27 protein-coding genes, 1 tRNA gene and 2 rRNA genes (1 of these 30 cut by a window edge) are annotated in these 24,627 nt (G+C 43.9%); 15 read left to right on the top strand and 15 right to left on the bottom strand.

Going from position 1 to position 24,627, the window contains the following annotated elements:
• The 13 genes from E4K71_RS08530 to E4K71_RS08475 all read left to right on the top strand — a co-directional run.
• Positions 1 to 2,215, top strand: a 23S ribosomal RNA gene (locus tag E4K71_RS08530); it begins 527 nt to the left of the window's first position.
• A 180-nt stretch (positions 2,216 to 2,395) separates the two neighbouring features.
• Positions 2,396 to 2,510: ribosomal RNA gene (rrf, locus tag E4K71_RS08525) — 5S ribosomal RNA — on the top strand.
• Positions 2,511 to 2,594: 84 nt separating this feature from the next.
• Positions 2,595 to 2,671, top strand: a tRNA-Met gene (locus tag E4K71_RS08520).
• A 316-nt stretch (positions 2,672 to 2,987) separates the two neighbouring features.
• The gene (locus tag E4K71_RS08515) at positions 2,988 to 4,316 is read left to right on the top strand and encodes an HTH domain-containing protein (protein ID WP_135078610.1); all 1,329 of its coding nucleotides are present in this window, start codon (positions 2,988 to 2,990) and stop codon (positions 4,314 to 4,316) included.
• Between the two features lie 4 nt (positions 4,317 to 4,320).
• On the top strand, positions 4,321 to 5,139 hold the full coding sequence (locus E4K71_RS08510) for a thermonuclease family protein (RefSeq protein WP_135078608.1): 819 nt from the start codon (positions 4,321 to 4,323) through the stop codon (positions 5,137 to 5,139).
• A 217-nt stretch (positions 5,140 to 5,356) separates the two neighbouring features.
• Positions 5,357 to 5,677, top strand: coding sequence for a hypothetical protein (locus tag E4K71_RS08505; RefSeq protein ID WP_135078606.1), 321 nt, complete (start codon positions 5,357 to 5,359; stop codon positions 5,675 to 5,677).
• A gap of 43 nt (positions 5,678 to 5,720) precedes the next feature.
• Positions 5,721 to 6,407 carry a ParA family protein gene (locus E4K71_RS08500; RefSeq protein WP_167730390.1) on the top strand — a complete coding sequence of 229 codons (687 nt, stop codon included), beginning with the start codon at positions 5,721 to 5,723 and terminating at the stop codon, positions 6,405 to 6,407.
• A 47-nt stretch (positions 6,408 to 6,454) separates the two neighbouring features.
• Entirely contained in the window at positions 6,455 to 6,739 is a 285-nt protein-coding gene (locus E4K71_RS08495) for a hypothetical protein (RefSeq protein ID WP_135078602.1), read from the top strand.
• A gap of 80 nt (positions 6,740 to 6,819) precedes the next feature.
• Complete coding sequence (locus tag E4K71_RS08490) at positions 6,820 to 7,188, top strand: hypothetical protein (protein ID WP_135078600.1); 369 nt, start codon at positions 6,820 to 6,822, stop codon at positions 7,186 to 7,188.
• A 15-nt stretch (positions 7,189 to 7,203) separates the two neighbouring features.
• On the top strand, positions 7,204 to 7,374 hold the full coding sequence (locus E4K71_RS18225; protein WP_167730388.1) for a hypothetical protein: 171 nt from the start codon (positions 7,204 to 7,206) through the stop codon (positions 7,372 to 7,374).
• On the top strand, positions 7,371 to 7,709 hold the full coding sequence (locus E4K71_RS08485) for a hypothetical protein (protein ID WP_135078597.1): 339 nt from the start codon (positions 7,371 to 7,373) through the stop codon (positions 7,707 to 7,709). Before E4K71_RS18225 ends, E4K71_RS08485 begins: the two co-directional genes overlap by 4 nt.
• 84 nt (positions 7,710 to 7,793) lie before the next feature.
• Complete coding sequence (locus E4K71_RS08480) at positions 7,794 to 8,279, top strand: hypothetical protein (RefSeq protein ID WP_135078595.1); 486 nt, start codon at positions 7,794 to 7,796, stop codon at positions 8,277 to 8,279.
• Complete coding sequence (locus tag E4K71_RS08475) at positions 8,276 to 8,635, top strand: hypothetical protein (protein WP_135078593.1); 360 nt, start codon at positions 8,276 to 8,278, stop codon at positions 8,633 to 8,635. The genes E4K71_RS08480 and E4K71_RS08475 overlap by 4 nt, the downstream gene beginning before the upstream one ends.
• Positions 8,636 to 8,658: 23 nt before the next feature.
• Here E4K71_RS08475 and E4K71_RS08470 read toward each other — a convergent pair whose 3' ends face one another.
• The 6 genes from E4K71_RS08470 to E4K71_RS08450 are packed head-to-tail and all read right to left on the bottom strand — an operon-like array spanning position 8,659 to position 15,415.
• Positions 8,659 to 11,313 (bottom strand): recombinase family protein, encoded by a 2,655-nt coding sequence (locus E4K71_RS08470; protein WP_135078591.1) that lies wholly within the window; start codon positions 11,311 to 11,313, stop codon positions 8,659 to 8,661.
• Positions 11,310 to 12,416, bottom strand: coding sequence for a TrbI/VirB10 family protein (locus tag E4K71_RS08465; protein WP_135078589.1), 1,107 nt, complete (start codon positions 12,414 to 12,416; stop codon positions 11,310 to 11,312). The genes E4K71_RS08470 and E4K71_RS08465 overlap by 4 nt, the downstream gene beginning before the upstream one ends.
• A complete protein-coding gene (locus E4K71_RS08460; protein ID WP_135078587.1) occupies positions 12,413 to 13,351 on the bottom strand; it encodes a TrbG/VirB9 family P-type conjugative transfer protein in 939 nt (312 codons plus the stop codon). Before E4K71_RS08460 ends, E4K71_RS08465 begins: the two co-directional genes overlap by 4 nt.
• The gene (locus E4K71_RS08455) at positions 13,351 to 14,106 is read right to left on the bottom strand and encodes a VirB8/TrbF family protein (RefSeq protein ID WP_135078585.1); all 756 of its coding nucleotides are present in this window, start codon (positions 14,104 to 14,106) and stop codon (positions 13,351 to 13,353) included. Before E4K71_RS08455 ends, E4K71_RS08460 begins: the two co-directional genes overlap by 1 nt.
• Positions 14,094 to 14,261 carry a hypothetical protein gene (locus E4K71_RS18220; RefSeq protein ID WP_167730386.1) on the bottom strand — a complete coding sequence of 56 codons (168 nt, stop codon included), beginning with the start codon at positions 14,259 to 14,261 and terminating at the stop codon, positions 14,094 to 14,096. Before E4K71_RS18220 ends, E4K71_RS08455 begins: the two co-directional genes overlap by 13 nt.
• A gap of 2 nt (positions 14,262 to 14,263) precedes the next feature.
• The gene (locus E4K71_RS08450; RefSeq protein WP_135078583.1) at positions 14,264 to 15,415 is read right to left on the bottom strand and encodes a hypothetical protein; all 1,152 of its coding nucleotides are present in this window, start codon (positions 15,413 to 15,415) and stop codon (positions 14,264 to 14,266) included.
• Between E4K71_RS08450 and E4K71_RS08445 the strand changes: the two genes are divergently transcribed.
• Positions 15,381 to 16,031, top strand: coding sequence for a hypothetical protein (locus tag E4K71_RS08445; RefSeq protein ID WP_135078581.1), 651 nt, complete (start codon positions 15,381 to 15,383; stop codon positions 16,029 to 16,031). The two genes, E4K71_RS08450 and E4K71_RS08445, sit on opposite strands and share 35 nt — an antisense overlap.
• Before the next feature lie 11 nt (positions 16,032 to 16,042).
• Here E4K71_RS08445 and E4K71_RS08440 read toward each other — a convergent pair whose 3' ends face one another.
• Entirely contained in the window at positions 16,043 to 16,969 is a 927-nt protein-coding gene (locus E4K71_RS08440) for a hypothetical protein (protein WP_135078579.1), read from the bottom strand.
• Entirely contained in the window at positions 16,951 to 17,400 is a 450-nt protein-coding gene (locus E4K71_RS08435; RefSeq protein WP_135078576.1) for a hypothetical protein, read from the bottom strand. The genes E4K71_RS08440 and E4K71_RS08435 overlap by 19 nt, the downstream gene beginning before the upstream one ends.
• 232 nt (positions 17,401 to 17,632) lie before the next feature.
• On the opposite strand from E4K71_RS08435, the gene E4K71_RS08430 reads away from it, so the two are divergent.
• A complete protein-coding gene (locus tag E4K71_RS08430; RefSeq protein WP_135078574.1) occupies positions 17,633 to 18,430 on the top strand; it encodes a hypothetical protein in 798 nt (265 codons plus the stop codon).
• 129 nt (positions 18,431 to 18,559) lie between these two features.
• Here E4K71_RS08430 and E4K71_RS08425 read toward each other — a convergent pair whose 3' ends face one another.
• The 7 genes from E4K71_RS08425 to E4K71_RS08395 are packed head-to-tail and all read right to left on the bottom strand — an operon-like array spanning position 18,560 to position 24,189.
• Positions 18,560 to 19,147, bottom strand: coding sequence for a class I SAM-dependent methyltransferase (locus tag E4K71_RS08425; RefSeq protein ID WP_135078572.1), 588 nt, complete (start codon positions 19,145 to 19,147; stop codon positions 18,560 to 18,562).
• A gap of 27 nt (positions 19,148 to 19,174) precedes the next feature.
• The gene (locus E4K71_RS08420) at positions 19,175 to 19,360 is read right to left on the bottom strand and encodes a hypothetical protein (RefSeq protein ID WP_135078570.1); all 186 of its coding nucleotides are present in this window, start codon (positions 19,358 to 19,360) and stop codon (positions 19,175 to 19,177) included.
• 18 nt (positions 19,361 to 19,378) lie between these two features.
• Positions 19,379 to 20,476 carry a hypothetical protein gene (locus tag E4K71_RS08415; RefSeq protein WP_135078568.1) on the bottom strand — a complete coding sequence of 366 codons (1,098 nt, stop codon included), beginning with the start codon at positions 20,474 to 20,476 and terminating at the stop codon, positions 19,379 to 19,381.
• Positions 20,464 to 21,639 (bottom strand): hypothetical protein, encoded by a 1,176-nt coding sequence (locus tag E4K71_RS08410; protein ID WP_135078566.1) that lies wholly within the window; start codon positions 21,637 to 21,639, stop codon positions 20,464 to 20,466. The genes E4K71_RS08415 and E4K71_RS08410 overlap by 13 nt, the downstream gene beginning before the upstream one ends.
• Positions 21,640 to 21,666: 27 nt before the next feature.
• Positions 21,667 to 22,206 (bottom strand): ATP-binding cassette domain-containing protein, encoded by a 540-nt coding sequence (locus tag E4K71_RS08405; protein WP_167730384.1) that lies wholly within the window; start codon positions 22,204 to 22,206, stop codon positions 21,667 to 21,669.
• A 59-nt stretch (positions 22,207 to 22,265) separates the two neighbouring features.
• Positions 22,266 to 23,216: a hypothetical protein gene (locus tag E4K71_RS08400; protein ID WP_135078562.1), complete on the bottom strand. Its 951-nt coding sequence runs from the start codon at positions 23,214 to 23,216 to the stop codon at positions 22,266 to 22,268.
• Positions 23,209 to 24,189 (bottom strand): ABC transporter substrate-binding protein, encoded by a 981-nt coding sequence (locus tag E4K71_RS08395; RefSeq protein ID WP_135078560.1) that lies wholly within the window; start codon positions 24,187 to 24,189, stop codon positions 23,209 to 23,211. Before E4K71_RS08395 ends, E4K71_RS08400 begins: the two co-directional genes overlap by 8 nt.
• Between the last annotated feature and the right edge of the window lie 438 nt (positions 24,190 to 24,627).

The raw sequence follows: 24,627 nt of genomic DNA, 5'->3' as shown, positions 1-24,627 counted from the left end.
CTTGATCTGTGACGGCGTACCTTTTGTATAATGGGTCAGCGAGTTAATTTATCGAGCAAGCCTAAGCCGATAGGCGTAAGCGCAGCGAAAGCGAGTCTGAATAGGGCGACTGAGTTCGATGGATTAGACCCGAAACCAGGTGATCTAGGCATGAGCAGGTTGAAGGTGCGGTAACACGCACTGGAGGACCGAACCCACGTCTGTTGAAAAAGACGGGGATGACTTGTGCCTAGGGGTGAAAGGCCAATCAAACCTGGAGATAGCTGGTTCTCCGCGAAATCTATTTAGGTAGAGCGTCAGATGAATACCATCGGGGGTAGAGCACTGGATCGGGACGGGGGGCGCGAGCCTTACCAACTCGAACCAAACTCCGAATACCGATGAGTACTATCTGGCAGACACACTACGGGTGCTAAGGTCCGTAGTGGAGAGGGAAACAGCCCAGACCACCAGCTAAGGTCCCTAAATCACGTGCTAAGTGGGAAAGGATGTGGGAAGGCCAAAACAACCAGGAGGTTGGCTTAGAAGCAGCCACCCTTTAAAGAAAGCGTAACAGCTCACTGGTCTAATTAAGCCGTCCTGCGCCGAAGATGTACCGGGGCTCAAGCCGTGTACCGAAGCTGTGGACAGTCTTTTGACTGTGGTAGCGGAGCGATCTGTAAGCCTGCGAAGGTGATGCGCGAGCATTGCTGGAGGTATCAGATGCGAGAATGCTGACATGAGTAGCGATAAACAGTGTGAGAAACACTGTCGCCGTAAGCCCAAGGGTTCCTGCGCAAGGCTAATCCGCGCAGGGTGAGTCGGCCCCTAAGACGAGGACGAAAGTCGTAGTTGATGGGAATCAGGTTAATATTCCTGAACCTGGAGGTAGTGACGAATGCCGGTAGTTGTACACGCTTATTGGATTGTGTGTGCAATCATGGTGTTCCAGGAAATAACTCCTCCGTATAGACCGTACCCCAAACCGACACAGGTGGGCAGGTAGAGCATACCAAGGCGCTTGAGAGAATGGTGTTGAAGGAACTCGGCAAAATTCACCCGTAACTTCGGGATAAGGGTGACCCATATGAAGGCAACTTTTTATGGGTGTCACAAAATTGGGGGTGGCGACTGTTTACTAAAAACATAGGGCTCTGCGAAGTCGCAAGACGACGTATAGGGTCTGACGCCTGCCCGGTGCCGGAAGGTTAAAAGGAGTGGTGCAAGCCATGAATTGAAGCCCCGGTAAACGGCGGCCGTAACTATAACGGTCCTAAGGTAGCGAAATTCCTTGTCGGGTAAGTTCCGACCTGCACGAATGGCGTAACGACTTCCCCGCTGTCTCCAACACCAACTCAGCGAAATTGAACTCTCCGTGAAGATGCGGAGTTCCTGCGGTTAGACGGAAAGACCCCGTGCACCTTTACTATAGCTTCGCAGTGGCATTAGTATTCAAATGTGTAGAATAGGTGGGAGGCTTTGAAGCAGCGACGCCAGTTGTTGTGGAGCCACCTTTGAAATACCACCCTTTTGAATATTGATGTCTAACCGCGGTCCGTGAAACCGGATCCGGGACCCTGCGTGGTGGGTAGTTTGACTGGGGCGGTCGCCTCCCAAAGCGTAACGGAGGCGCACGATGGTAAGCTCAGGCTGGTCGGAAATCAGCTTTTAGAGTGCAATGGCATAAGCTTGCCTGACTGTGAGTCTGACAAGACGAACAGAGACGAAAGTCGGTCATAGTGATCCGGTGACTCCTCGTGGAAGGGTCATCGCTCAACGGATAAAAGGTACGCCGGGGATAACAGGCTGATACTACCCAAGAGTTCACATCGACGGTAGTGTTTGGCACCTCGATGTCGGCTCATCACATCCTGGGGCTGGAGCAGGTCCCAAGGGTTTGGCTGTTCGCCAATTAAAGTGGTACGTGAGCTGGGTTTAGAACGTCGTGAGACAGTTCGGTCCCTATCTGCCGTAGGTGGAGGATACTTGATAGGAGCTGCCCCTAGTACGAGAGGACCGGGGTGGACGAACCTCTGGTGTACCAGTTGTTGTGCCAACAGCATCGCTGGGTAGCTAAGTTCGGAAGGGATAACCGCTGAAAGCATCTAAGCGGGAAACCCCCTAAAAACTAGGTATCCCTGAGAATCGTGGAAGACTACCACGTTGATAGGTCAGGTGTGGAAGTGTGGTAACACATGAAGCTAACTGATACTAATCATTCGATAGGCTTGAATAGCTTACCATCATGCGTAGAAGTAAAAATCTACTGCATTAATCAACTCAGATACTTAAAAGTATAATAGAAGGCAACCTGCACAAGTGTGCAGGCCGGAACAAAGCCCACTTAAGGGCGAACGTGAAGGAGCCGAGCGGCGCTTAAGCGCTAATGAAGATAATCTCTGTTCTCTTTGGATGGCTTGGTGGTTATGGCACGTGGCAAACACCCGATCCCATCCCGAACTCGGCCGTGAAAACACGTTGCGCTGATGGTACTTCGTCTTAAGGCGCGGGAGAGTAAGTCGCTGCCAAGCCTTCCAAACAGAACAGATAATAACCTAAACACAATCGTTACAAAAAAGCCGCCCAGATGGACGGCTTTTGCGTTTATATACCAACGCGGGGTGGAGCAGCCCGGTAGCTCGTCAGGCTCATAACCTGAAGGTCGTCAGTTCAAATCTGGCCCCCGCAACCAACCTTTCTTTCCTGTCAGTTAGTTCGACAACTATGGGACCACGTCCCATAGTTGTCAACCCCATAGTAAGGGCGCGCAGGGAGTGATCGGTAAACTTTTTTCCACAGAAATATAGTTGTCTTCCCGGTTTTCTATGCGCTTTCAGGCGTTGATATTCGGGAAATAAAAAACCCTCGAATTGGTACTTCGAGGGCTTTTGGAAGCTACAAAATCGTCCATGACTTAATAGCAAATTAATTGCTGTTATTATCGTTGTTTGTTGCCTCCGTGTCAACAGTTTTTCAAGGATTTTAGCCCTTTTACCGTCATTGAATAAATGACTGAATATACAGGAGAAATGCGGCCTTCGGCGGCTTTCAACTACTTTTTACCACCGGAATATCATCATCTTTCTGTTGATGCGCTTTACAAGGCACCGATGACATTTCTGGAACGATATTTCCCGCGTGGATGTAGTTTTTGGACAGGCCGAAAGCTCTATTTTGAAAAACACCAAAGGCAAACGAAACGGTCGCAGCAAAACTTATTTGATGCCCTGGTTGTTCATACGGATGAAACAGATCAACAGCTTCTAAATACACCGCGTGAAAACCTCCGCGCAGAGCAATTGATACGTCGTGAAGTTTTGGAACGTGAGGGCAAAGTAAAAGACGGTCAACAATTAACCTGGCGAAATCGCTCCAGGGACAAAGACAAGCTGAAGGAGTTGCGGGAATTGGCGGGGGAAGCACGAGAGCGTTTGCCTAAGATGTTGAGAATTGCTGACTTAAGTCCTGCAACAATAACTGTGCTTGACCGAATAGCCTTTATCGTAAGGCAAGAAGATAGAAACAAGATTTCTTATACAGAACTAGTTAATCGCCTCCCTTGTTCCCGCAGTGCCATTCAAAGAGCAGTAAAATTGCTTGAAGAAATTGCGGTTTTGTTGGTGAAGAGAGTAAAAACTTTTAAAAACGGTAAGCCTTGCAACGAAATTAATGAGTATTCATTTGTTCGTTATAAGGACCATTTTTTAAAAAAGCCGGATCGTTTAACTGCGGATGATGCACTTTCTTTTTCTGAGGGGGGTAGTGTCAACGTTGAGACTCACTCCGTAGAGAATTTTAATTCTCATACTACAGATATTACTCGTAGTGTTTCAAAAGGAGTTCGGGCGCACCGGGGCAAAGCCCCTGCCCGAACAAGTTCAAAAGAAAATCCGCATGGAACGGCAAAAGCATCATCCCAAATCAAAAAAAGTAGTCTGTCTCCAAAGGGAGATCGCAAAAAACAGCCTCGGAAATTGACTGTAGGCTCTGAGAATGTGACTGACTTCCTTGATTTGGCGACCAGAGCTTGCCAGTTTCTTGATCCAGATCGTGATTTACCCCGGACTTGGGAAGCTGTTTCAACTCGCGCCATTGAACTGTGGGAAAAATATTTTGACGATTTGCCCCAAGCAAACTGGCATATCACCGGAGAAAAGCGCGGTGACAAGCTCAGATCATTGATTGCCATCGAAACGGCGTTGATGAAGCGGATCGGTGCGATCCACACAAGCGCCAGCCGCTTTTTCATCGGTGTTGCAACCAAGCCAGCCCCAGCAATTGCCCCTCAAACAACGATTTCTCGGATTTTGGATCACCGAGATCGGAAAGAGGGGTAATGAAATGCTAGGCGTAAAAATACAAGGCCATACTTCCGGTAAGACTTATCGCAAACACGCCCATCAAGAAAGCAGTGTAACGGAAGGTGTTAGCATAGATAATTTTATACTTTCTGCTGAAAACGTGAACGATGATTATCATCGAGAGAATAATCGCGCCAAGTATGTGATGTACGATTTCTCTTTCAGTTTTGAAGGTTTTGATAAACCAAATGATTTGATCAGCTTCGAACATAAGAATTCTGTCCTTTCGTGTGTGAAAAGATTGGGAGGATGGAATGTGTGGCGGGGAGTACCAGTCCTCGCCACACACCTATATTTGGCGAATTTTATCACAGGCTACGTACCGTTTGGAGTCTGTAAGGTGTTGAAAAACGCGGAAAAACGCGGAATATCAATTATTTACAGGGCGTGTGCCGTTTTTCTTTCCTGCCTTCTCTTTGCAAGCCCGGTATTTTCCGATGTTCCGGCGCGTGTTCTGTATGTGATCGACGGTGACACATTCAAAGCCAGGATAAATGTAGACGGCCAATTTCATCAAACCAGTGTCCGTGTTGCGCATATTGACACGCCGGAAACGAAAATCGGTGTTCAATGTCCTGCTGAAAGATTAGCTGGGAAGAAAGCAACAAGGTTTGCAAAAGGCATTCTGAAAAAAAAGATGCAAGTCACATTGCAGGATATCAAACCGGGCTTTTATCCAGGGCGAATTATTGCGGCAGTGAAATTGCCAGATCAAAGAGACTTTGGACAACTCATGCTTAATGCAGGATATGCGGTCCCCTATGAAGGCGGGAAGAAACGTAAAGTCTGGTGTAACTAAAGAGGGCAAAATGTACAATCAAGATATTCAGGACACGCTAGAACGTCTATGTGGAGCAAATCCGAAAACAAGGTTTGAACGGCTGATTATGGCGATAAAGAGATTTGTTAATAACAACAAATAAACAAAACAACAAAATAACACTTGTTATATTGTTTAGTTCTGTTATTGTGATTTTGTTAGTTTGTTGTTTTGTGATTTATGAAAGGGTTTCAAGATGAAGTGTTTTGATCAAAAAGGTAGGGAAGTTAAAGGTTCTCTTCTTTTGTCTTCTGTTGAATCTCCCGACCATGCCGTGTTCCGCGATGACGAACATCGCTTGTACATGGTGCGCATCGAGGATGGTGTGGCCTATTTGAAAAATGGCGTGATTTCTAGGAAAAAGGCATTTGCCGTTGCGGACGATTGCATTGCAGGAAAGCCAATCCAAGGCAGCATGTCAGAAGCTATGAATGCAATGGCTGTAACCATGACCGCAGCTATTGCGGAATATGAAGCTCGGGTTCTTGAACTTGAAGCCATGGTCAAAGATAAATAGTCACAAATTAACATTTGTTGTTTTGTTATACGGAAGTATTGAAATGAAAAAAGATGATGGATTTGTTATCGCCTTATCATCCGGTAAAGGCGGTCCAGGGAAAACAACAACAGCGTTTTCCTTGGCAGAATACTGGTCAAGTGCAGGTAAGACTGTAGCCGTTGTTGACTGCGATCCTAACCACAATATCACCAACTGGTTCAACAAGCGTAAGATCGATGCAGAAGTCATTTCCGAAGATGAAAGTCTTGTGGATGGTATCAAGTGGGTTCAGGAACTTGAAGCCGAAAACATCATTGACACGGGCTTGAGCCTTCAGGCTGATTATGACGTAACAATTATTGATGTGGCTGGTGTCCTATCAAACCACCAGCTTTATGCCGCCAGTATTGCCGACCTGGTCATTGTTCCGGCACAGCCTAGTGAAGATGATATCATTGAGGCAGTGAAGACGAAAAAGATCATTCAAAATGCAAGCCGACTTGGTAAGCGTGATATTCCATTCCGTCTTTTGTTGACTCGCACTAAATATTCAAATGCCTACAAATTTGCAAAAGAGCAAGTTAAGGATTTTGAATTTCCGCATTTTGATACCGAGATCAAAGACTTGACGATCTTTAAGGAAGCACGGTTTTCCGGTTCATCCCCAGAGGTGTTAAATCCCAAAAGCAAGGGCGCTGAATTGATCAGAGAACTTGCAAAAGAAATTGAAACAATTGTTAGTTTGTGATTTTGTTCAATTGTTAATTTGTTTCAATGTGATTTTGTGAGGATGTTATGGCAACGAATAAAAAAATGAAGAAAATCGACGGTGATGCACTCAAAGGTGCGTTAAAGGAAGAAGGCGATAATATGCCAAATCTTCAGTCTAAGAAGGCAACGCAAAAAGACGATAGAACCGATATGTCTAAAACGGTTCAGTTTCCGAAATACGTCTGGCAGCAATTGAAAAGCTTTTACGACGAAGATGAACCATTACGCCTCAATATGCTTCATGCGTTCAAAGAGGCAGGAATTACGGTTCACGATGAAGACCTGGTAAATCGTAGAAAGAAAAATTAACAACCGTTGTTTTGTTGTTTTGTGTTGTCAACTGTTTCATTTGTTTTAGTTGGCAATAAAGTGGAGGCAGAAGCAAAGAAATGTCTGATCCGATAATGACACAGGAAGAATTTATCATTATTGCAGATAAATTGAAAGGTGGCAGAAGTGGTTGGATTGATCGTGTAAGTGATCTAACCGGGATCGATAAGCCGACCTTGAGCAAGTATGCGACAGGCGACCGGAAGATAACACTGGCACATGGTCTTTTCCTTCGGATGTTCTATTTTCTTCAGTCTGGCTTTCCCGATCTGGCAAACGACATGAACTTTATGATCCGAGGTCACATTGACCAGGTAGAACGGTATCCGACATTTGACGATGTTAAAGATCGTGCGATTTTATCGGCTGAAATCAAGAAACTTGAAAATAGCCTGGGTAAAATCCGAGATATTGCAAACACTATTTAGGACAGGAAAGAAACAATGAGTTTATCGATAAAAGGTTTGTTCTTCCTGGTGATCGTTTTCTTTACCTTCAAAGCCACAGAAGCTTTCATGGTGTATGAGCAAGGTATTCAACTGCACAACGATCAAATGGAATTCATCAAAAAAGCCGAAGAACGGTTGTGGAAAACGAAGGGTAAAACAGAATGAAAATGTCTCCAACACTTCAAAAGGTCTTGAGCAAACGCCGTCAAAAAACGGTTGTGACTGAAGCACCAGAGAAGAAAAATAATTTCATCGTTCCTGCATATGTGGCTTTGGCTTGTGTCATCGTTGGTTTCATCGGCTTTCAGGTTGGCTCCATGAAAGTTGAAGCAAAATATCAATCTGCATTATTGAAACAGCAACGTGACGTGATGATGATGTTACACACAAGGACACAAGAAAATCATGTGCTTCTTTCACGTCAGCTAAGTAAGCAAGAAGAACAGCTTATGGAATTGAAGAAAATTGCATGGGCGACACATGCAACAGGTTCTAGGTAAGCCTATAGCAGAAAAGGTCATTTGATATTCAATCTGCTTTTGCGCATAATGCCGAACAAGATGAATATAAACAAAGGAATAGAAATGAAGAAACTTACTTCTGCTCTTTGTGCTACTGCTTTCCTCTGCCTGGTTAACCCGGCCAGTGCCGATTATGCCGTTGCTACAGTAACCAAGGCTAAATTGAGTGAATATAACGAAGCATTTCAAACGCGCGTTGCGGTCAATGACGGACCGTGCCGACCGGAAATAGCACCAGAAGCAAAAGACCACGATGATGGTCATTATATTGCCCTTTATCCTACTGGACCCGAAGCACGGTCCTGGAAAATCTCCTTCAGACAGGTTAATGACAAAACAGAAGTACATTTGGGTGATGGAATGTTGCCGTTGTTATATGGTGTCACCTATAACGGCGAGCACTTGGTTAGCCATGTGTTATATAAAATGAATGACAAGCCAAATACATATCAGATCGGAGCGATGCACCCAATCTGGACTGCAATGATGAACGGTGAATGGGCTTGTTTCTATTTGCCTGGTGCAAACTTTGAAGAGAACCGGCAATGATGAAATTTTTATTCTGCCTTTCGGTTTCTGTATTTGCCCTTCTATCAAATGTCGTACTGGCTGGGCAAACAAACCATAGTCATTCGCCTTCAGATAAATTGCAATTAATCCCTTACACCAGCCATTACATTGACCCTTGCACAATCCGTTTTGTGGAAGTGCATGAGGCGAGTAAAGAACCAGGCGCGAACTTCTATCAATTGGACAATGTGCCACACATCGTAAACATTGTGACAACAGACCCGGTTTTAGGACGACTGGATATCCCGATCAAAGCAAAAACGGGTAGTGAGGCTCAAAACATTGCTCAGAGAGCTTCCCAGTTAAGGAACATGGCTAAATGTCAAAAAAAATAGGGGGGGCTTTGCCTCCCTTTTTTTTAACTCAAGTACAGTTCAACCATCTTGACCAGGTTATATTCAATTCGGACTGTACGAACATTTTTCAATATAATCTTATTTGTGCAATTTGAAATACGCCGGGCGGCATCGGCACTATCCGTTTCATAGTAGCGGTCTATGTCTTCTAGGAATTTTTTGGCAATCAATACCATTTCTTTTCGGTCAATGATTTTCAGTCTTCGCTTTTGCGCAATCACCTGGCCTTCGATGGTACGGATTTCATCATTGATTTCTTTCAGCATGTCGGTTCCCAAAGCAGAAGGTACAACATCGCTCAAAATTTTATTGATGATAGCGCGTGAACGTTCTTTCTCTTCTCTGATCTTGGCTTCCATTTTATCTATTTTCGCCAATATCTTTTCGGCTTCAGGCGAGTGATTATAGGATTCAAGTTTTTGCCAGGTAAAACGTTTATGTTCTTTTACAACAGTTCTTAGAACATCCAGCCGGGCATAAGGAGTATTACGTTTTTGACACTTTTGGTTTTTGCATTTTATTTCACCACCGCGTGACGGCTGGAGCTTGCTTATACAACTTCCACAAAAAGTAACACCGCTTGTAATGTACCGAGCAAATTTAAATGGCCGTCCAGAATTTGTTTGCGGGTCCAGGACAATATTTTTTGGTTTTTTTGATTTTCGCGTGAAAGCTACCATTTCAATTCGTTTTTGCGCTTCTTCAAATGTTTCCTTCGAAATGATCGCTAGCTCTGGCACTGGTACACGAACCCATTCTTCAGGCGGGTTCATGCGGCTTATTTTTTTGCCAGTAGAAGGGTGTTTGACATAACGCATCTTATTGTACGTCATTTCTCCCATATACATGCTGTTTCGCAATAACCCAGTGTGTCGCTTATATGTCCCGGTAAGTGCTGAAGCACGCCATTGTTTCCCTCGTGGTGAAGGTATGCCTCTTTTGTTGAGGTAATCACAGATTTCCTTCAGAGATTGGCCGGAAAGGAAAAAATCAAATATCTTCTTAACGATATCGGCTTCTTCTTGGTCAATTTCACGAAGACCAGGAACAAGTTCGCCATTTTCAAGTTTCTTTACAGTTTTGTAGCCATAACTTCTTCCACCTTGAAATGTGCCTCTTTGTGCTGATGCAATTCCTCCACGCCGGGTCTTATCAGAGATCATTTTTAATTGAAGGGCGTTCATTGTACCTTTAAGGCCAATGTGTAATTCTGAAATTGCGCCTTCTTCGATAGACTCAATTACAGCGCCCAGGAAGGTTACCTTCTTGTAGAAATTGGCAATGTCTCCCTGGTCACGACTTAATCTGGATAAATCTTCTGTAATGATCAAATCAATTCCGTCATCGATGACGGCGTTAATCAAATCGGTGATGCCTTGCAGGGTTACACTATTTCCATTCTGAATAGGCGTGCACAAATACTTTCCTGCGTCATCTTTATATGTCTTCACATGGTCATATTCTGTGCCATCGTCCTGGCATCCACCCGCTTGATAGGTCGTGCCGTTGTCCTGGTACGTCCATACCGCTTGACGGTAAGACTTGTTGCCACCAAAATCATGGCGAAGGTTGCAGCCAGACGTAGTGCGTACCAAAAGCACAGCAGGTTTTTCGACAGACGCTTCACACCCGCGAACCTGTGTTTCCACATTATTGCTGTTCATATAAACAAGTTGAGACTGAAAGACGGCTTTCTCGGCCCCCGGAGTGTAATCAAGAGAAATCATACAAGCCCCGTGTTTTTCAACAATGTTGAAAACCATTTCTGGGTCTGGCTGGCATTCTCCATGTGTTTGGTTGGAGCCAAGAATAGTATTTACATAGTAATACTGGAATTGCGCCGTAGCGGTCGGAGGGGTAGCCGTTAGATCGACAATGTCTTGTCCAGCACAGTTTTTATAGCTTTTCTCAAGCGCAAAAACTGTATCGCCATCCATACAGGCACTTTCACTTTCCAATGAACCGCCTTTGTATGTTTGTGCCATGGTCTGCTGAATGGCTTGCAGCTTGCCTTCATCAACCCGTACACCACAGCCGTTTGTGGTGTATTTTACTTCTGTTTCTCCTTCTTCTTTCTTCTCAATAGGATCGGGCGATGTATAGCCAGCGGCTTGCGCATTGCCGTTTTCCCCCTGGCTTGAAGAATCCGGCTCTGGTGTTTGCACCGTTTGTTGTTCTTCGGTTTCTTCCTCCTGCGGTTCTTCCTGAAGCCGTTTCAATGCTTCAATCAATTGCTGGCCGTCGCCCATGATTTTGATGGGTTGATCGGGTTTGATATTGTCGTCATTCATTTCGAACTGAGCAGAAAATGTCTGACTGTCCAAAGGTTCCGACTTGTCACCTTTGGCAACACCGACCAGGACAACTTGCCCAATCTTTTGTCCTTCAACCTCGACAGAACGAGCGTATCCTTTAGCAACGACACCTTCTGCCAGGTCTTTCGCCCCGGAAGGAATGTTCAGTAGGGACATATCAATTTGAACTGCCTGTTCGGGCAGATTTACAATTTGATGAGGGGCCGTAAGAATTTCGACCAGGGCTGTGGTCGGCACTTCTTCGGACAAGTTTTTTTCTTCTGTGTTTCCGGCTGTTTGTGCCATGACACTTAGAGAAATCAAACACCCAAAGAGGGCAGGGAATAAATATTTCAATTTCATGAGTTCACTTCCTTTAAGTACCAGTCTTTACGTGGTTTGATGAAAACCCGTTTGCCCTGGCTAACAGTGATGGTTGGAACAATGCTCGTTGTCTTCTCAAGAATACTGGCGCTGATTTCGCCAAACCGGGTGCCAAGTTCCTGGCTTGCACTGTCTGCAATTTCTCCGGTTGTAGTGGTTTCTCCACTGGAATTTGTGGTCAAATATGCCGAGGCACCGCGCACAAGAGCGCTGATGCCAGCCAGCCCAAGGGCTGTGCCATATTGTTCATCGAAATGGTTATCGACCGTTCCCGTTGTTCCCGCACGGCCTTGTGCATCGCGAGTTGTCGCTTCTAATTGTGCGATTTCCACCCGCTTGCCTTCCTGATCCCCACCAAGGAGGATACGGAAACAGGTGATTGCCACACGAGTGGCATTTAGGCTGTCCGGGCTATCGTAGTTGCACAAAAGGCGTGAACCTTTTGGAATAAGGATGTTGCGTGTACCATATCCAAAGACATGGCGGGAAATTTGAATAACAATGTCGCCACCTTCTTTGGAAGAAAGCTGACTATTGATACCGCCTTCCAGAAATCCGGCCATATAACGGTCCGCTGTAAAAATACGGCTGTTACTGATTGGTTCACCTGATTCTACTTTCTCCGCTTGGTAACTTTTTGGCGCAGGAGTTTTCAGACCTTTTTCACTGCTAAGTGACGGCGCACTCAATCCGCCAGCCGATCCCTTCAGGGATGCCAGTTCAACGAAATGATTGTCGGTGTCGTTGAAACTGGGGCGTTGTTTGGCTCTTTGTTCAAGCCATACGCGCACCGGGTCCGGTTTAGGTGGGGCTTTTTTCACTTTCATCGGTTTAGGTTTGGGTTCAACGGGAACCTTCACTTCTTTGATGATCGTTTTTTCAATCACCACCGGAGGCATGACGGGAGGTTTCGGCGGCTCCACTTTTTTAGGTGGAGGCGGCGGGGCCGGGGCTTCGTATTCCCATACTGTGCGATCTTCTTCAGGCAGATCGACCGCTTTTACTTTGGGATTAGTGTCATCACAGACACCACTTAATGTAAGCCCAAGCGTCATGAAGAATGAACAGGCTATCGTACTCATTCTTCGCCACCTAGATATTCAATGCAAAGGAACGTGCTGTCAGCTTTCAGCGTGATCAGTTTGCTTGTGTTTTCGATGATATATGTTGTGCCTTTAATGTGTGTATTGACCAATTCGTCAATTTCATTGCGCACCACATATGCGGTCGGCAGTTCCAGGGCGGCCCATTGCTCTTTACTGTACTTGATGTACGTAAAGTGATCGTCACGATAGACCGTCTTGGGGCGCAGTTCTTCAGCACCCCAAAGCTTGTATTGCCCCCAGCCATGAAGTTTGTCCGGGTCGAAAGGCACATGTTGAATGAAGTCATCGCCATCGGTTTTCATATACCCACTGGGGGTAAGGTCGGAAATATCTTCTTTGATGTTGTTTTGTGTTTTTGTTGTTTTGTCGTTTTGTTCGTTTGTTGCGACTTCAAATTCCTTGGGAATTTCGCCTTTGATATTATAAACAAGATCGGGAATGTTCTTGCTGTTCGTACCTTCTACACGAACATAGAATGGATAAATCCGGTCGTTCTCTCCATAGATAATTAAGTTGCTGTCACCACCAAAGCCAATAGGTTTGACAACCAGTGTGTCTTTGTCCCGTTGCAGGAGTTTGAAATTATCCGGGTCGCCAATATCCACCGCTGTGATGGTTTCGCCTTTAGGCAAGTTAATGGCTGTTACCATGTAATCACGTAACAGGACGCGATAGGTACAATCTCGACACCATTCATGATTAAACACACCTTCTCGGTCTTGCGCTTCATCCCAAGCGGATTGAATATCGCCACCTTCCAGTTTTCTGCGATCCATTCGGGCGTAGTCACCATTGATGTGTTCTTTGGTCTGTTCGACTTTGCTTTCCGGGATCGGCGGCAACGCCGTTTGTGCTGACGCATCCAGGGCGACTAAAGACAGAGCCACACCAAGCAGGGTTTTCTTAAACATTACTTCTTCCTTTTTTCTTTGAGGGCCATGTCCAGGACGGTTACGCCGAACGGGTTTTCGTATTTATCAATTTCGCTCACTTCCTGGGGGCGCGTGGTCAGTGACACATATGCACGGGCCTCTTTCACATCGGGGCGTTTGCCAGGGAACTTGTCGGTTTGAATGAAATCCACTACGTATTTAAAAACGCGGCCTTTGGTGTCGATCTTTTCGATACTTTCCACAGTGATGGAACGAACGCCGTTTTCATTCAGGAATGACCGGATCGCTCCGCTGTCAATGCGGTCTTTCTTGAAACGCTTGTAGTAATCCATATCTGTCATGCGGAACGCTTCTTTGAAACGTTCCGTTTGGGTCACTTCATCAATTTCAAGCATCAAGCGTACATATCGCTTTGCCTTGCCTTCAACGAACGCTTCGAAGCCGTCCATTTCTTCGGTGAAAGGTTCAATACGATATAGCTTGTCGGATTTTTCCATTTCACGAAGTAGAACCACTTTCGGCTCATAGCTTTCCGCCATGGTTTCCATGGTTTCGTTTTGGTTTAGGATGATTGCCCCCATGACAACAATCACGCCAACTGCAAGGCGCAACAGGAAAACGACACGTTTGTGTGAGACTTCCCAGCTATACGGGTCTGCTTCCATGACAGGGCTATGATCATGTTCATGTTGCGGAATTTCTGGCGGGATTTCGTCATTGCTTGGCTTTAGACGTTCTTTCAGTGCCGCCCACATTGCCTTTAGCTTTTCCATGTGTACCCCTCAGAATTAAAGGGCACTTCATTACAGACGCAGGGCGAGCGTTTCATGGTGTCGCTTGAATCACCATCATTGACGGGCAATTCCGGGCCTGACGCGGCACAGCCAGCAAGTGAAAAGATAAAGATCAGCAGAGTAATAGTTTTCATTGTTATTCGCCTTTTTGGTATGAGCTATATTGGTTTTGTTTGTAGGCATAAGGGTCGCGGTTGTATTGCTGGCCCTTGTTGTAGGCACCGCGTAATTTGTCGAACATTTCGCTTTTCTGGCTCATGTGGTTGGCGACGGTATGAGCCGCAGCCGATACCGCCACACCAGCGACACCGCCAGCCGCGCCCATTGCCATTTTCGCAGGAGACATTGTTTTCGATGCAATTGCCGCACCCGTCCCCATTACACCAGCGGTCATCACACCAGCAGCAGTGTTTGAAAGGCTGGAACCTGTAATGGAGTTGGCAAGGCCGATGCCTTCGGTCATGAGTGCTGACCCAGCCCATCCAAGAATGAGGATCGTCAAGTATTGAGGATTGAGAATGCTGATTTCGTCTTCGATCTCAACCATTGTAGCCAGTATATTAACGCCGTAGATGGTTAAACCAACGCTGATCGTTGCAGCCATAAAGACAAGGAAAGTAGCTATGAGAGTGTTGACCCCTGCCTTTGTCTGAGCGCGAAGGAAGCCACTACCGAAAGCCATCACCAGATAAGGGAAGATTGTTGCGATGAACAAGGCACGGAAGACGGTTACAACCGTTTTAGATACAAAGAGAACAAAGATCAGAATGTAAGGTAGTACCAGCAGGATCGCGTAAAGATAGAAATGCAAGTCAAGTGCATTTGCCTTGTCGAAGATCGTCATGGCGATGCCGAAGACAGTCGCTAGAGATTTTTCAGTGGAACAGACCAGTCCGGTCATTCCACCTTCACCGGAAATTAACGCAGCATTGCTGGGGCCAACAGCGGCCTTAAAGACCATTGAAGCACCGTTTCCGACGAGGTCCATAATTGCTGTAAATCCTTGAGAAACAAGGGAAACCATGTTGCTTTGGAGGAGCGCGCCTGCTATAATTATGTATATAATTTCAAGAGCAATCTCTTGAGGATTTCTGCGGCCCAAAGCAATCAGGATAATTGTATACATGATCCACAATGTACCTAAACCGATAAACAATGCTGTCATGCCAGCCGTGATGTTTGAACCAACTTCCGCACTGAAACCTGTCGAAAGACCCACATATGTGTCTATGGTTTCTTTTAGAATGCAATCAGTGGCAGCGTTTGTTTTGTTTGCAATATCAGCCATTCTGTTTTCCTCTTTTTTCTTTTTGGCGACTGCACAAGCACAAGTGTTTAACTCCAAGCCTTATACCGCGGCGAGTGATGCCTACTTTGATAAGCAGTATGTCGTAGGGGTTTGGCACAAGCTTAAAGATCGGGATCAGTTGATTGAGGAATTTTCTAAGTACAAAAAAGTGTTCGATCAGGTAGAAGCCGAGTTGAAACCTTTGCACGATGCTCAGACGATAGCTTTCATCAACGCCCATCCCGAAGCTGCGACCTTGAAGAAAGCTCACGATTTGTTGAAACTTTTTGCATGGTGGGAGAGGCATATAGAAGCGCGACATTCGGTTAAGAATAGTTGGCAAGCTTTTCAGCCCAACTGTATGAAGGGGCAGTATGCGGCTAGTCGTAGGAAATCCAGTCCATTCGTAAAGAATGAATGGCGAGAGCGGAACAGCATTACTGGCAAATGTGATTGGCCGGATTGGCGCTCTGAAGAAACAAAAAATTTGCACAAACAGCTTGCAGAAGAAACCGAGCGTGAAGTTATTGCGAATAAAGACAAGGTGATATTCCAGCAACAATACAAAATCATGCAAGAACTCAAAAAGCTGAAAGAAATGAAACGTTCTCAGTGACAGAGTATTCATTACTGACTACCTCCATCACCTTCTTGTCCTTGCTGTGCAATCTGCGGAATTTCATTTATAGGAACCCCGGCTTTAAGTGCATAAGCCGCTTGCACCTTCAGTAATGCCGCTAAGATTTGGTTCTGCTTGTTGATCATTCTTGCAATCTGGACGTTGCTTTGTCCGATACTGGCAAGTTGTTCAGGCTGATCGGCTGAATCGGCTGTTTGTTGTTGAACATCGTCAATGTCTTGAGAGCGTCGTTCACTGTCAGCAGCCTCTTTATCGGCTTGTGCAAGGGCATTTGTCACAGCATCTTGATAGATGTTCTGACGTAGTTCTTTGACTTCCGCTTGTCTTCTAGCGAGGTTCTCACGATAACGCCTGATTGATTCATGTTGAGCGTTTTTGTCCGGGAAGTTACCCCACCCGGTAGATGGATCGCCCCAACTTGTCCCGCCGCCTGGTATGGTTGACCAGTCACCACCAAGATCGCCGGGATTTTTGATTTCCCCAGTAACCGGGTCGATAATCGGACGGCCACCGATTTTGGCAGGATCGACCCAAAGGTTGTTTCTGTAGAAAGAACTACGGTCGCAAAGACTAAATCCAACTTCTTCGAAATTAAGGCTAGGGATCAGTTGCTTCCAGTCCGGCATTAAACATTGTGCGTCCCGTTTGAGTTGGTTCGCCATGTTTAATGTATTGAATATCGGCAATGTCAACTTGCCGTATTTGCCAACCCTTTTGAGTTGTTCGTCAATCTGGTCGCGGACTTCATTAACTGTGTCCAGGTGTTCTTTTGCGGTGGACAGTCCTTCGATTGTCTTGGCGAGAACTGCGTTATCTTGTACGGCCATTTGTGCATGTGCCGTACTGATCATTGTTGTTGTCACAATTCCACAAAACAACAATTTAACATTTGTTGTTAAACGTGAGATAGCCATTCGGTCCCCCATGCTTTCTTTACTGTTTCAAGGTGTTGGTTTGCTTCCGTACCCGCACGATAGAAACGCAGGGCATCAAACGTTGGCAGTTGCGGTTTGACGATCTTGCTCGTTGCGGTCGCAGAAGATTCTGAGACTTCTTCCGAACGTTTTGGGGATTTTGGCTCTACATCCAGTAAAGTGCTATGGGTGGTGCGAGAAGGGAAAGTTTCGGGATCGCATGTTTCAAAATGCCGTACCCATTTATAAAACGCTGTTTTCTGGCAAGAGATTGACCCTTTGCCTTTCAACGCAATATGTGTGTCTAGGATAGTATATCCCTGTGCGCGGTATTCGCTGATTTCATCAAGTACCGCTATAACTTCGCGCCGTGCCTGGCCGTTACTACAACCCATTTGATCGCCTTTTGTTTCAACATTGTTGACAGGCAATCAGGTTTTCATTACCCTCCTTCTTAGTTATTCCGCGTTTTGCGGGAACTCAGAATTTGGACAGGTTTGGAAGCGCTGTTGTATGTAGAGCGCCCCCGCAACCAATAGCCTCTTAAGTCTTTGACTTAAGAGGCTATTTCCGTTTAAGGGCACAAGTTTGACAAGATGAATCCGCGCTGATATCGTTACACATTCCTTACACAGTTCTGCTCCACTGCACAGAGGAAGTGATATGACAGAGAAACACACCATTATGGGCGGCAAAGTCTATGTTTACCGCCGTGAGAATTCCAAATACTGGCAATGCTCCACATTCCTTGCTGGAAAAAATCACAGATCATCGACCAAAGAAGAAAGCCTGTCCTGTGCCAAGGACTTTGCAGAGGATTGGTTCTTCACGCTGCGCGATAAAGACCGTCAGGGCTTAATCAAAAACGAAAAGACCTTCAAACAGGTTGCGGATCGTTTTGAGCATGAATATGAAACCTCCACCAAAGGCACACGTAGCCCCAAGTGGGTCGAAGGTCACAAAGCGCGGTTGCGTCTTCATCTCGTTCCCTTTTTTGGAGACAAGGGACTATCTGAGATTACGGCAGGGCTGGTGCAGGATTACAGAATGCACCGCATGGAGACAGCTAAGAAACCACCTGCCAGAAGTACCCTGCATGACGAGGTCGTGACTTTGCGCCAAGTCCTCAAAGTCGCCATCCGCTACAACTGGCTCGATCACCTGCCGGATATGTCCCAGCCCTATGGCGCACAGGGCAAGGTCGTTCACCGCCCGTGGTTCAGTAAGACGCAATATGAGAAGCTATATAAAGCGACCCGGCAGAATGCCGCTGCGACAGGTGGACGGCATAAGAAGAGCGCCCAAGACCTGCACGACATGATCTTGTTCGCTGCCAACACCGGGCTACGCCCTGACGAACTGTTCAATCTCGAGCACCGCGACATTGAAATCGTAGAAGACGCAGACACCGACGAAACGATACTTGTGATCGAAGTAAGAGGAAAACGAGGTGTCGGCTAAGGTTCATGTGCGGGAGGAGTTTACGGAGGCGTTAAAAACGAATGATCAATCGAATATCAATCGATTTGGCGTAAGGAGAACAAACGATAAGAGCCGGGAACAGTTATGAGTTTTGGATGACTAAGAAATTCATCGCCTACGGACTGAACAGTACCAAGAATCAACATCGTTAGCTGAGTTTCTAAGGCCATATAGCCCTTTTTGAATATCCAAAATTTGAAAATAAGCTTCTACAATGGACACAAAATCTTGCAGGAAAATACCCGCATGCGATTCATATTTTTGCGAACGGTCTGATGAAATAATGATAGAGTGCCAGAGTCCGTTTTCGTTTAAACATGATGAAACTTTATGACAAAATGCGTCTCGTTCGGCTGGGGACTGCAAGTTGTGATAAACCCCTTTGTCGTAGACAATATCGAAGAGTTTGTTATTTTCCCACTGAATGAAATCATCACACACAAGGTCAGCTTCAATTTCAGCGGTAATTTTTTTTGCTTTTTCAATTGATTGATCTGAAATATCAATACCAGTTGGGTTTAGACTGTTTGAATAAAGGTCAACTAGGTCGTGACCGTAGCCGCAGCCAACTTCTAAAACAGAACTTCCCTGAGCGTACGTTTTTATATGTTTTTTAGATATTTGAGATAATCCTGATGAGATCCAAGGCGTTTTTAAATGAATATACGCATTGTCCCAGTATGATTTATCTTCCATAATTCAACTCAAAACCTAAAACAATTTCTATTTTTCAGGGATATATATATCGGAGGCAGGATAGCGAGCACCTTTACCGAATTTAGAAACCTCAAGCTCTTCTCGGGTTAATTTTTTTACTGTACCGCGAGGCTTTTCCGTTTTTGTCATGGCCAATTGTTTGCAAGTAGCTTCTTGACCTTTAGGAGATGAATTTGTTTCAAGGGTAATCATTGAAAAATCCTTATTTACTCAAGAATAGATTAAGCCACGTTTTGGTTGGAGACCTTCTAACAAAAACATGGCAGTTTTAACAGCTTTTTCTTTTGTCTCTCTGTTTAAGTGACCGTAGTGTGTCCCAAAGATGTAATTAGTCTCAACTTCGAAGCAATCTTTGATATTTATCTCGGATGACTTAAGAGGGGCACTGTAAAGTCGTTCGCATTCAGCATATTCATTACCTGAACCATCTATGTGGTCAGACAATCTAGGTTTTAAAGAGTTTTCTCCTGAAATATGCTCAATCTCCTTTTCATATAGTTTTGACAAATCAATCATTTTTTTAGACCAGTCATTTTTTCGTCGGTTAAGCAAGAAGGTCTCTAAACATTTTGTCACAAAATTTTTGATTTGAATTGGATGCTCATTTTTTGCCCACATGGTAGTGGCAATGTGTTGTAATAGTGGATGTCTAGGCAGTAGTGCGAGTGGCCTTAATAAAGGACTCTTGGTAAACCTTAACGAAAAAGAAACCGAGCGTTCTTCGTATATGACACCGTGCCACCAACACGAAGGAAAAATGACAGATTCACCCTTTTCAATTGTAATCATCTGCCCGTCACTTTGTGAAATCAAAGTATTGATTTGATGAGATGAAAGTGATTGAAGGTCGAGTAAGCCAAGATTAAAGCACGGCATCAATCTAGCTCTTATATCAGTAGGGATTAGTATAAAGGTTTTCTTGCCGTCTAAGCAGAAGTTGACAACCCAACGGAAATCCCAATCAAAGTGTAATGGGGCGATCGCTCCTTTTAAACCTGAGTGCATAATTGCATAGGCTGTTTGATCGTCGGAGAAGGAGCCACCGTCAACTTTTAATTTCTGCGCAAGCTGGTTAGTCAGTGGCGTTTCGGAGCACAAAACGCCGTATTCAGGAGGGGTACACTGTTCATAGAAATCACTGAACGGAAGCTGAAAGTACTCGCCACCATTATTGCGAAAATCTAAATAATTGGGGCCCGACACAACCAATAAATTGCTCAAATCCTCCAGTGCTAACTCAGAAATTACACTATTAATTGAATTTTTTTCCAAGTCTGGGTGGGATTTGATTTTACTTAAATGGCGCATTCATTCCCTCCTTGCAGGAGATGAATAAGCCTTGGAATTAGACTGTCGTTATATCCACTCCTTAAATCTTTCATTATGCTTTCATCAGTAATTGCACTAATTTGTTTTTTCTGGTCAATTGGATCAAGCACTGTTGTAAGAAGATGGATGAAATCCAAGACATCTTTCACAAGATCTTGTTCTTCAGGGGTTAGTTGATTTACTGCATTTGATAAATCTCTGTTTGCATATGGTTGTTCTGGTATGGTTCGGTATCCATCTTCTCCTTTACTGTATCGAATGTAAATAGGGCTACCTTCTACATAACTATTTATGTCGTCACATGACACATTCACTTCTCCAAAAGTTTCTGCAATCTTTAGCACTTCTGTAAAGTTCTTGTTATCAGCTTCAAGGATTGCTTCTTTTATCTGTTGGAATCGGCTGCTACTGATTAAAAAATTCCGAATTCCAAAGCTAACAGAGATTTTCATGAAAGAAGTAAGTGCAATTTGGTGCCGAATTTCATCATCAACAACAATTATACGGGTCTGGCAGGAGGTGGAATCTCGGAGTGAAATGAAATGGTCGAGGTAATTAGGAGTAAAAAGGAGATCTTGAAATGAGTTATACATCATAAAAGAATAAGTATGGTTCCATTTTCTAATATCTTGACTTGGAATAGGTTTTGTATTTTCTGGAGATTCAATTTTATTCACACTAATTACATAATTCTTGATATTACGTTCATTACCGTCGAATGCGTGAATAATACGGTCACTGTTTTTAATTTTCTCTGAGCTTTCATTTAGTGAGCTTGTGGTAATGTTTATTTTCTCAAGTTTTGAGTTATTGTCGTTCGCTATTCTTTTTATCTCTTTAAGTTCATCAATATCATGAATAACCTCTTTCAGTTTTTCTTTACTGAATAGTTTTTTAAGTATGTTTATATTTGATTGTAAACTCTTCCCTGTGTAGATCAAAAAACATGATGTTGTGAATATAAATACTAAAAATGTCGCAATAAATGAGAGTATAAGCTGGTAAAAGGGATTTTTATCTAACGCAACTCCCGTAGCATGGAATATATGAACTGAATAGGTGTCAATGATAGAAAAGGATATGAGAAATGTGATAGTTGAAGCTGAGATAGATAAAAAAATATATAAAATCACAGATATCATTTTAGTTTTCCGTTTTATTTGTGGAAATTACAGGTGCAGTTCTTTGTTAAATAATAATTGTGGTACTTCGTGACTGACTACAATTACTGAAAGGCCCTCTTCCTCAATCTGCAAAGACAGTATTTGATTAGCAATGTTTACCGACTTTTGATCAAGTGCAGTAAGGTATTCGTCTAGACATAATAAGTTGGCCCCAGCAGCAAGTACCGATAATAGAGCAACAATCTGTTGTTGCCCGCCTGAAAGATGTCCTACAAACTCGTCAAGGTTTTCCTCTAAACCCAATCCAAATGATTGCATTTTTTGAAAGATGTCTTTGCTTTTTGTACGATCTTTGTGCGAGATAAATGCTTCAATATGTTCCCTAATTGTGAGGTCATGCGCTACTAGATTTGTGGAATACTGGTCCATATAAGCAATATTGCAATTTTTGCTGATGGAAATGCTTCCTTCTGTTGGGGGGTATATCGAAGCAATTATTTTTAAAATGGTTGATTTTCCAGCTCCATTGCGTCCGTTAATGCGTATAACATCGCCAGTTTCAATATTTAAATCAATATCTCTCACAGCCCACTTCTCAGAGCTTGGATATTTGAAACCGCACCTGTTTAGACTTACTTGATACATTAGAATAACTGTGTTGAACTGGAATGACGGCGGCCGACAAAGGCGAGCAGGAGGAGGAGGAAAATTGCTGTTATTAGCCGAAGGTCAAGAAAATCGATTCCTATCATTAGAATGAGTTGGACACCTAATGTATAGGTTACGCAGCCAATTGCTATTGCTCCGATGCTTTCTTTAATCCTTAAAAAACTCCTTCTCCAATAAGATTTACATATACTTTCCCCTAGTATTAGAGCAGTTAAGCCGACCAAAATTATTCCTGTACCCATGTTTACAGTAAAGCCCCCACGTCTTTGTGCTTCAATAGCTCCTCCAATCGCGACTAGAGAGTTACCTAAAGTTAAGGCCATTAATAGCAAGAGTTGGCCTTGTTTTTTTGGGATTAATAGAGTTTTTTTTGCGGAGCCAAGGTAGCGTAGTTTTAATCCTATTGGTGTCTTTAAAAATAGAATCAAGGTAAACACTGTGAGAGCAGTGAGAGACAGTATGATGCAAATGAAAACAAAATGGAGCTGAAAGGATAAATTCTTTGCTATTGAATGCGTGATAGAATTATCTAAACTTTCAATATAGCTATAAAAATTATCGACATTAATTAAGCTTACTGATGAGCCGCCTGAAAGATATGGTGCCGTCAGGGTGAGGATTATCATGGTGAGGATACCAGAGACGATTTTTCCCACACCGAGTTTCTGATTTATAATCCAAGTCAGTAGCCCGCCAACCACCCCTCCGATTGCAGCAATTAACATAGAGATAGGTGTGCTAAACCCTGCGACTATTGAAGAAGCAAATAAGGCTGCACCGATTGTGAAAGAGCCATCAATTGTCAAATCAGGGAAACCTCCTACTCTAATTAGGATGAATATACCTAATAAGATAAATAGAAGGCCTGTACTGTTATACAGAGTGGCATCAAGCAAAAAAAGTGTATTTGCAACTAACTCACTCAACTATCTGAACCCCATCGGCTTTTAACTTATTGATGTCGAGGCCATACTTTTCTGCGATTGTTTTGTTTGCACTGATTGTTCCGCTCGAAACAACTCCTACAGGGATTTCTGCTGGTTTTTTCCCATCTAGAACTTTAGCAGCTATGTCACCTGCTAACTTTCCTAGGTCAAGCATGTTGACAGATAGCGCTAAGATTGCCCCCTTTTGTACACTCCCTGAATCGCCGGCAAAAATTGGTTTATTTGCTTGCTCGCCAGCCTTAAGTACAGATGCGGTATTTTCATTCACTACAGCATCAATTCCAATAAATATAGTATCAACTTCACGAAGTAGTGTAACTGCAGTGGGGTACACATCTTGTGAGGAAGAAATTGGCTTTAATACGAGGTATAGATTGTTTTTTTGCGTAGCTGTTTTCATGGCCTTTACGCCATGTTGCGATACATCATCGCCAACAGTATAAAGCATGCCAATACTTTTTGTTTTTGGAAAATATTTCAAAAACGCTTCGAGTTGTTTTTCAAAAGGCCATTGATCGCTTACACCAGTTATATTTTCTCCTGGAGACTGCATTGATTTAACGAGTCCAGTTGCAACAGGATCAGTAACTCCTGCAAATACGATAGGCGTATTCTTGATTGTCTTTGCTATGCCAAGTGTGGACGGGGTTGTAATTGGAATTACAAGATCAGGCTTTTCTCTTTGAAAATTCTGGGCAATGGGAACCGTTAGAGAAGGGTCTCCGTTAGCATTTGCAAAGATGACTTTCAGGTTGTCATCTTCTGTATATCCATTGTTTTTTAAGCCTTGTATTACACCTTTTCTTACATCGTCAAGCGCAGGGTGACTTAATAATTGAGTTACAGCCACCACTTTTTTATCGTGTGCAGTTTCTCGTGAAATGAGAAAACTTAAAACCAATACTATAGCTATTAGACTTGCTACTAAGAGGTTTGATTTTTTTATCAGCATTATTTGACCCAATTCAAAGAAAATACAACCTTCGACTATTGGTGGCGTAGGTTAATATAAAGCAATTTTAATGGCAATTATTTTTGAATGTGAATGTGATGTATTTTGTGATTTTAAAGTGTTTTTGGGCGGGCGCAATAATATATCCAGTATCGCATTGAAGTTACTGTCACTTGTGATGCCTAAACCGTTTCTCCTGCATGAATGTAGTTGAAAGCATCAGATTTTGGACCTTTTTTATAAAGTTGACTCAGTGGTATGTTCTTCGCTCGTTGATATGCCAAGGGATTTGATAAGATGCGGGTTGATTTCTTTAGGTTTTGATTAAGGCGTGATCTCTGCTTCAAACAATCTGTCAAATAGTAATCCAGCCCCCGCAACCAATAGCCTCTTAAGTCTTTGACTTAAGAGGCTTTTTCCGTTTAAGGGCGCAAGTTT

Source organism: Terasakiella sp. SH-1 (assembly GCF_004564135.1).
Classification (GTDB): domain Bacteria; phylum Pseudomonadota; class Alphaproteobacteria; order Rhodospirillales; family Terasakiellaceae; genus Terasakiella.
The sequence above is the reverse complement of the archived record's forward strand: the minus strand, read 5'-3'. Positions and strand labels throughout refer to the sequence as shown.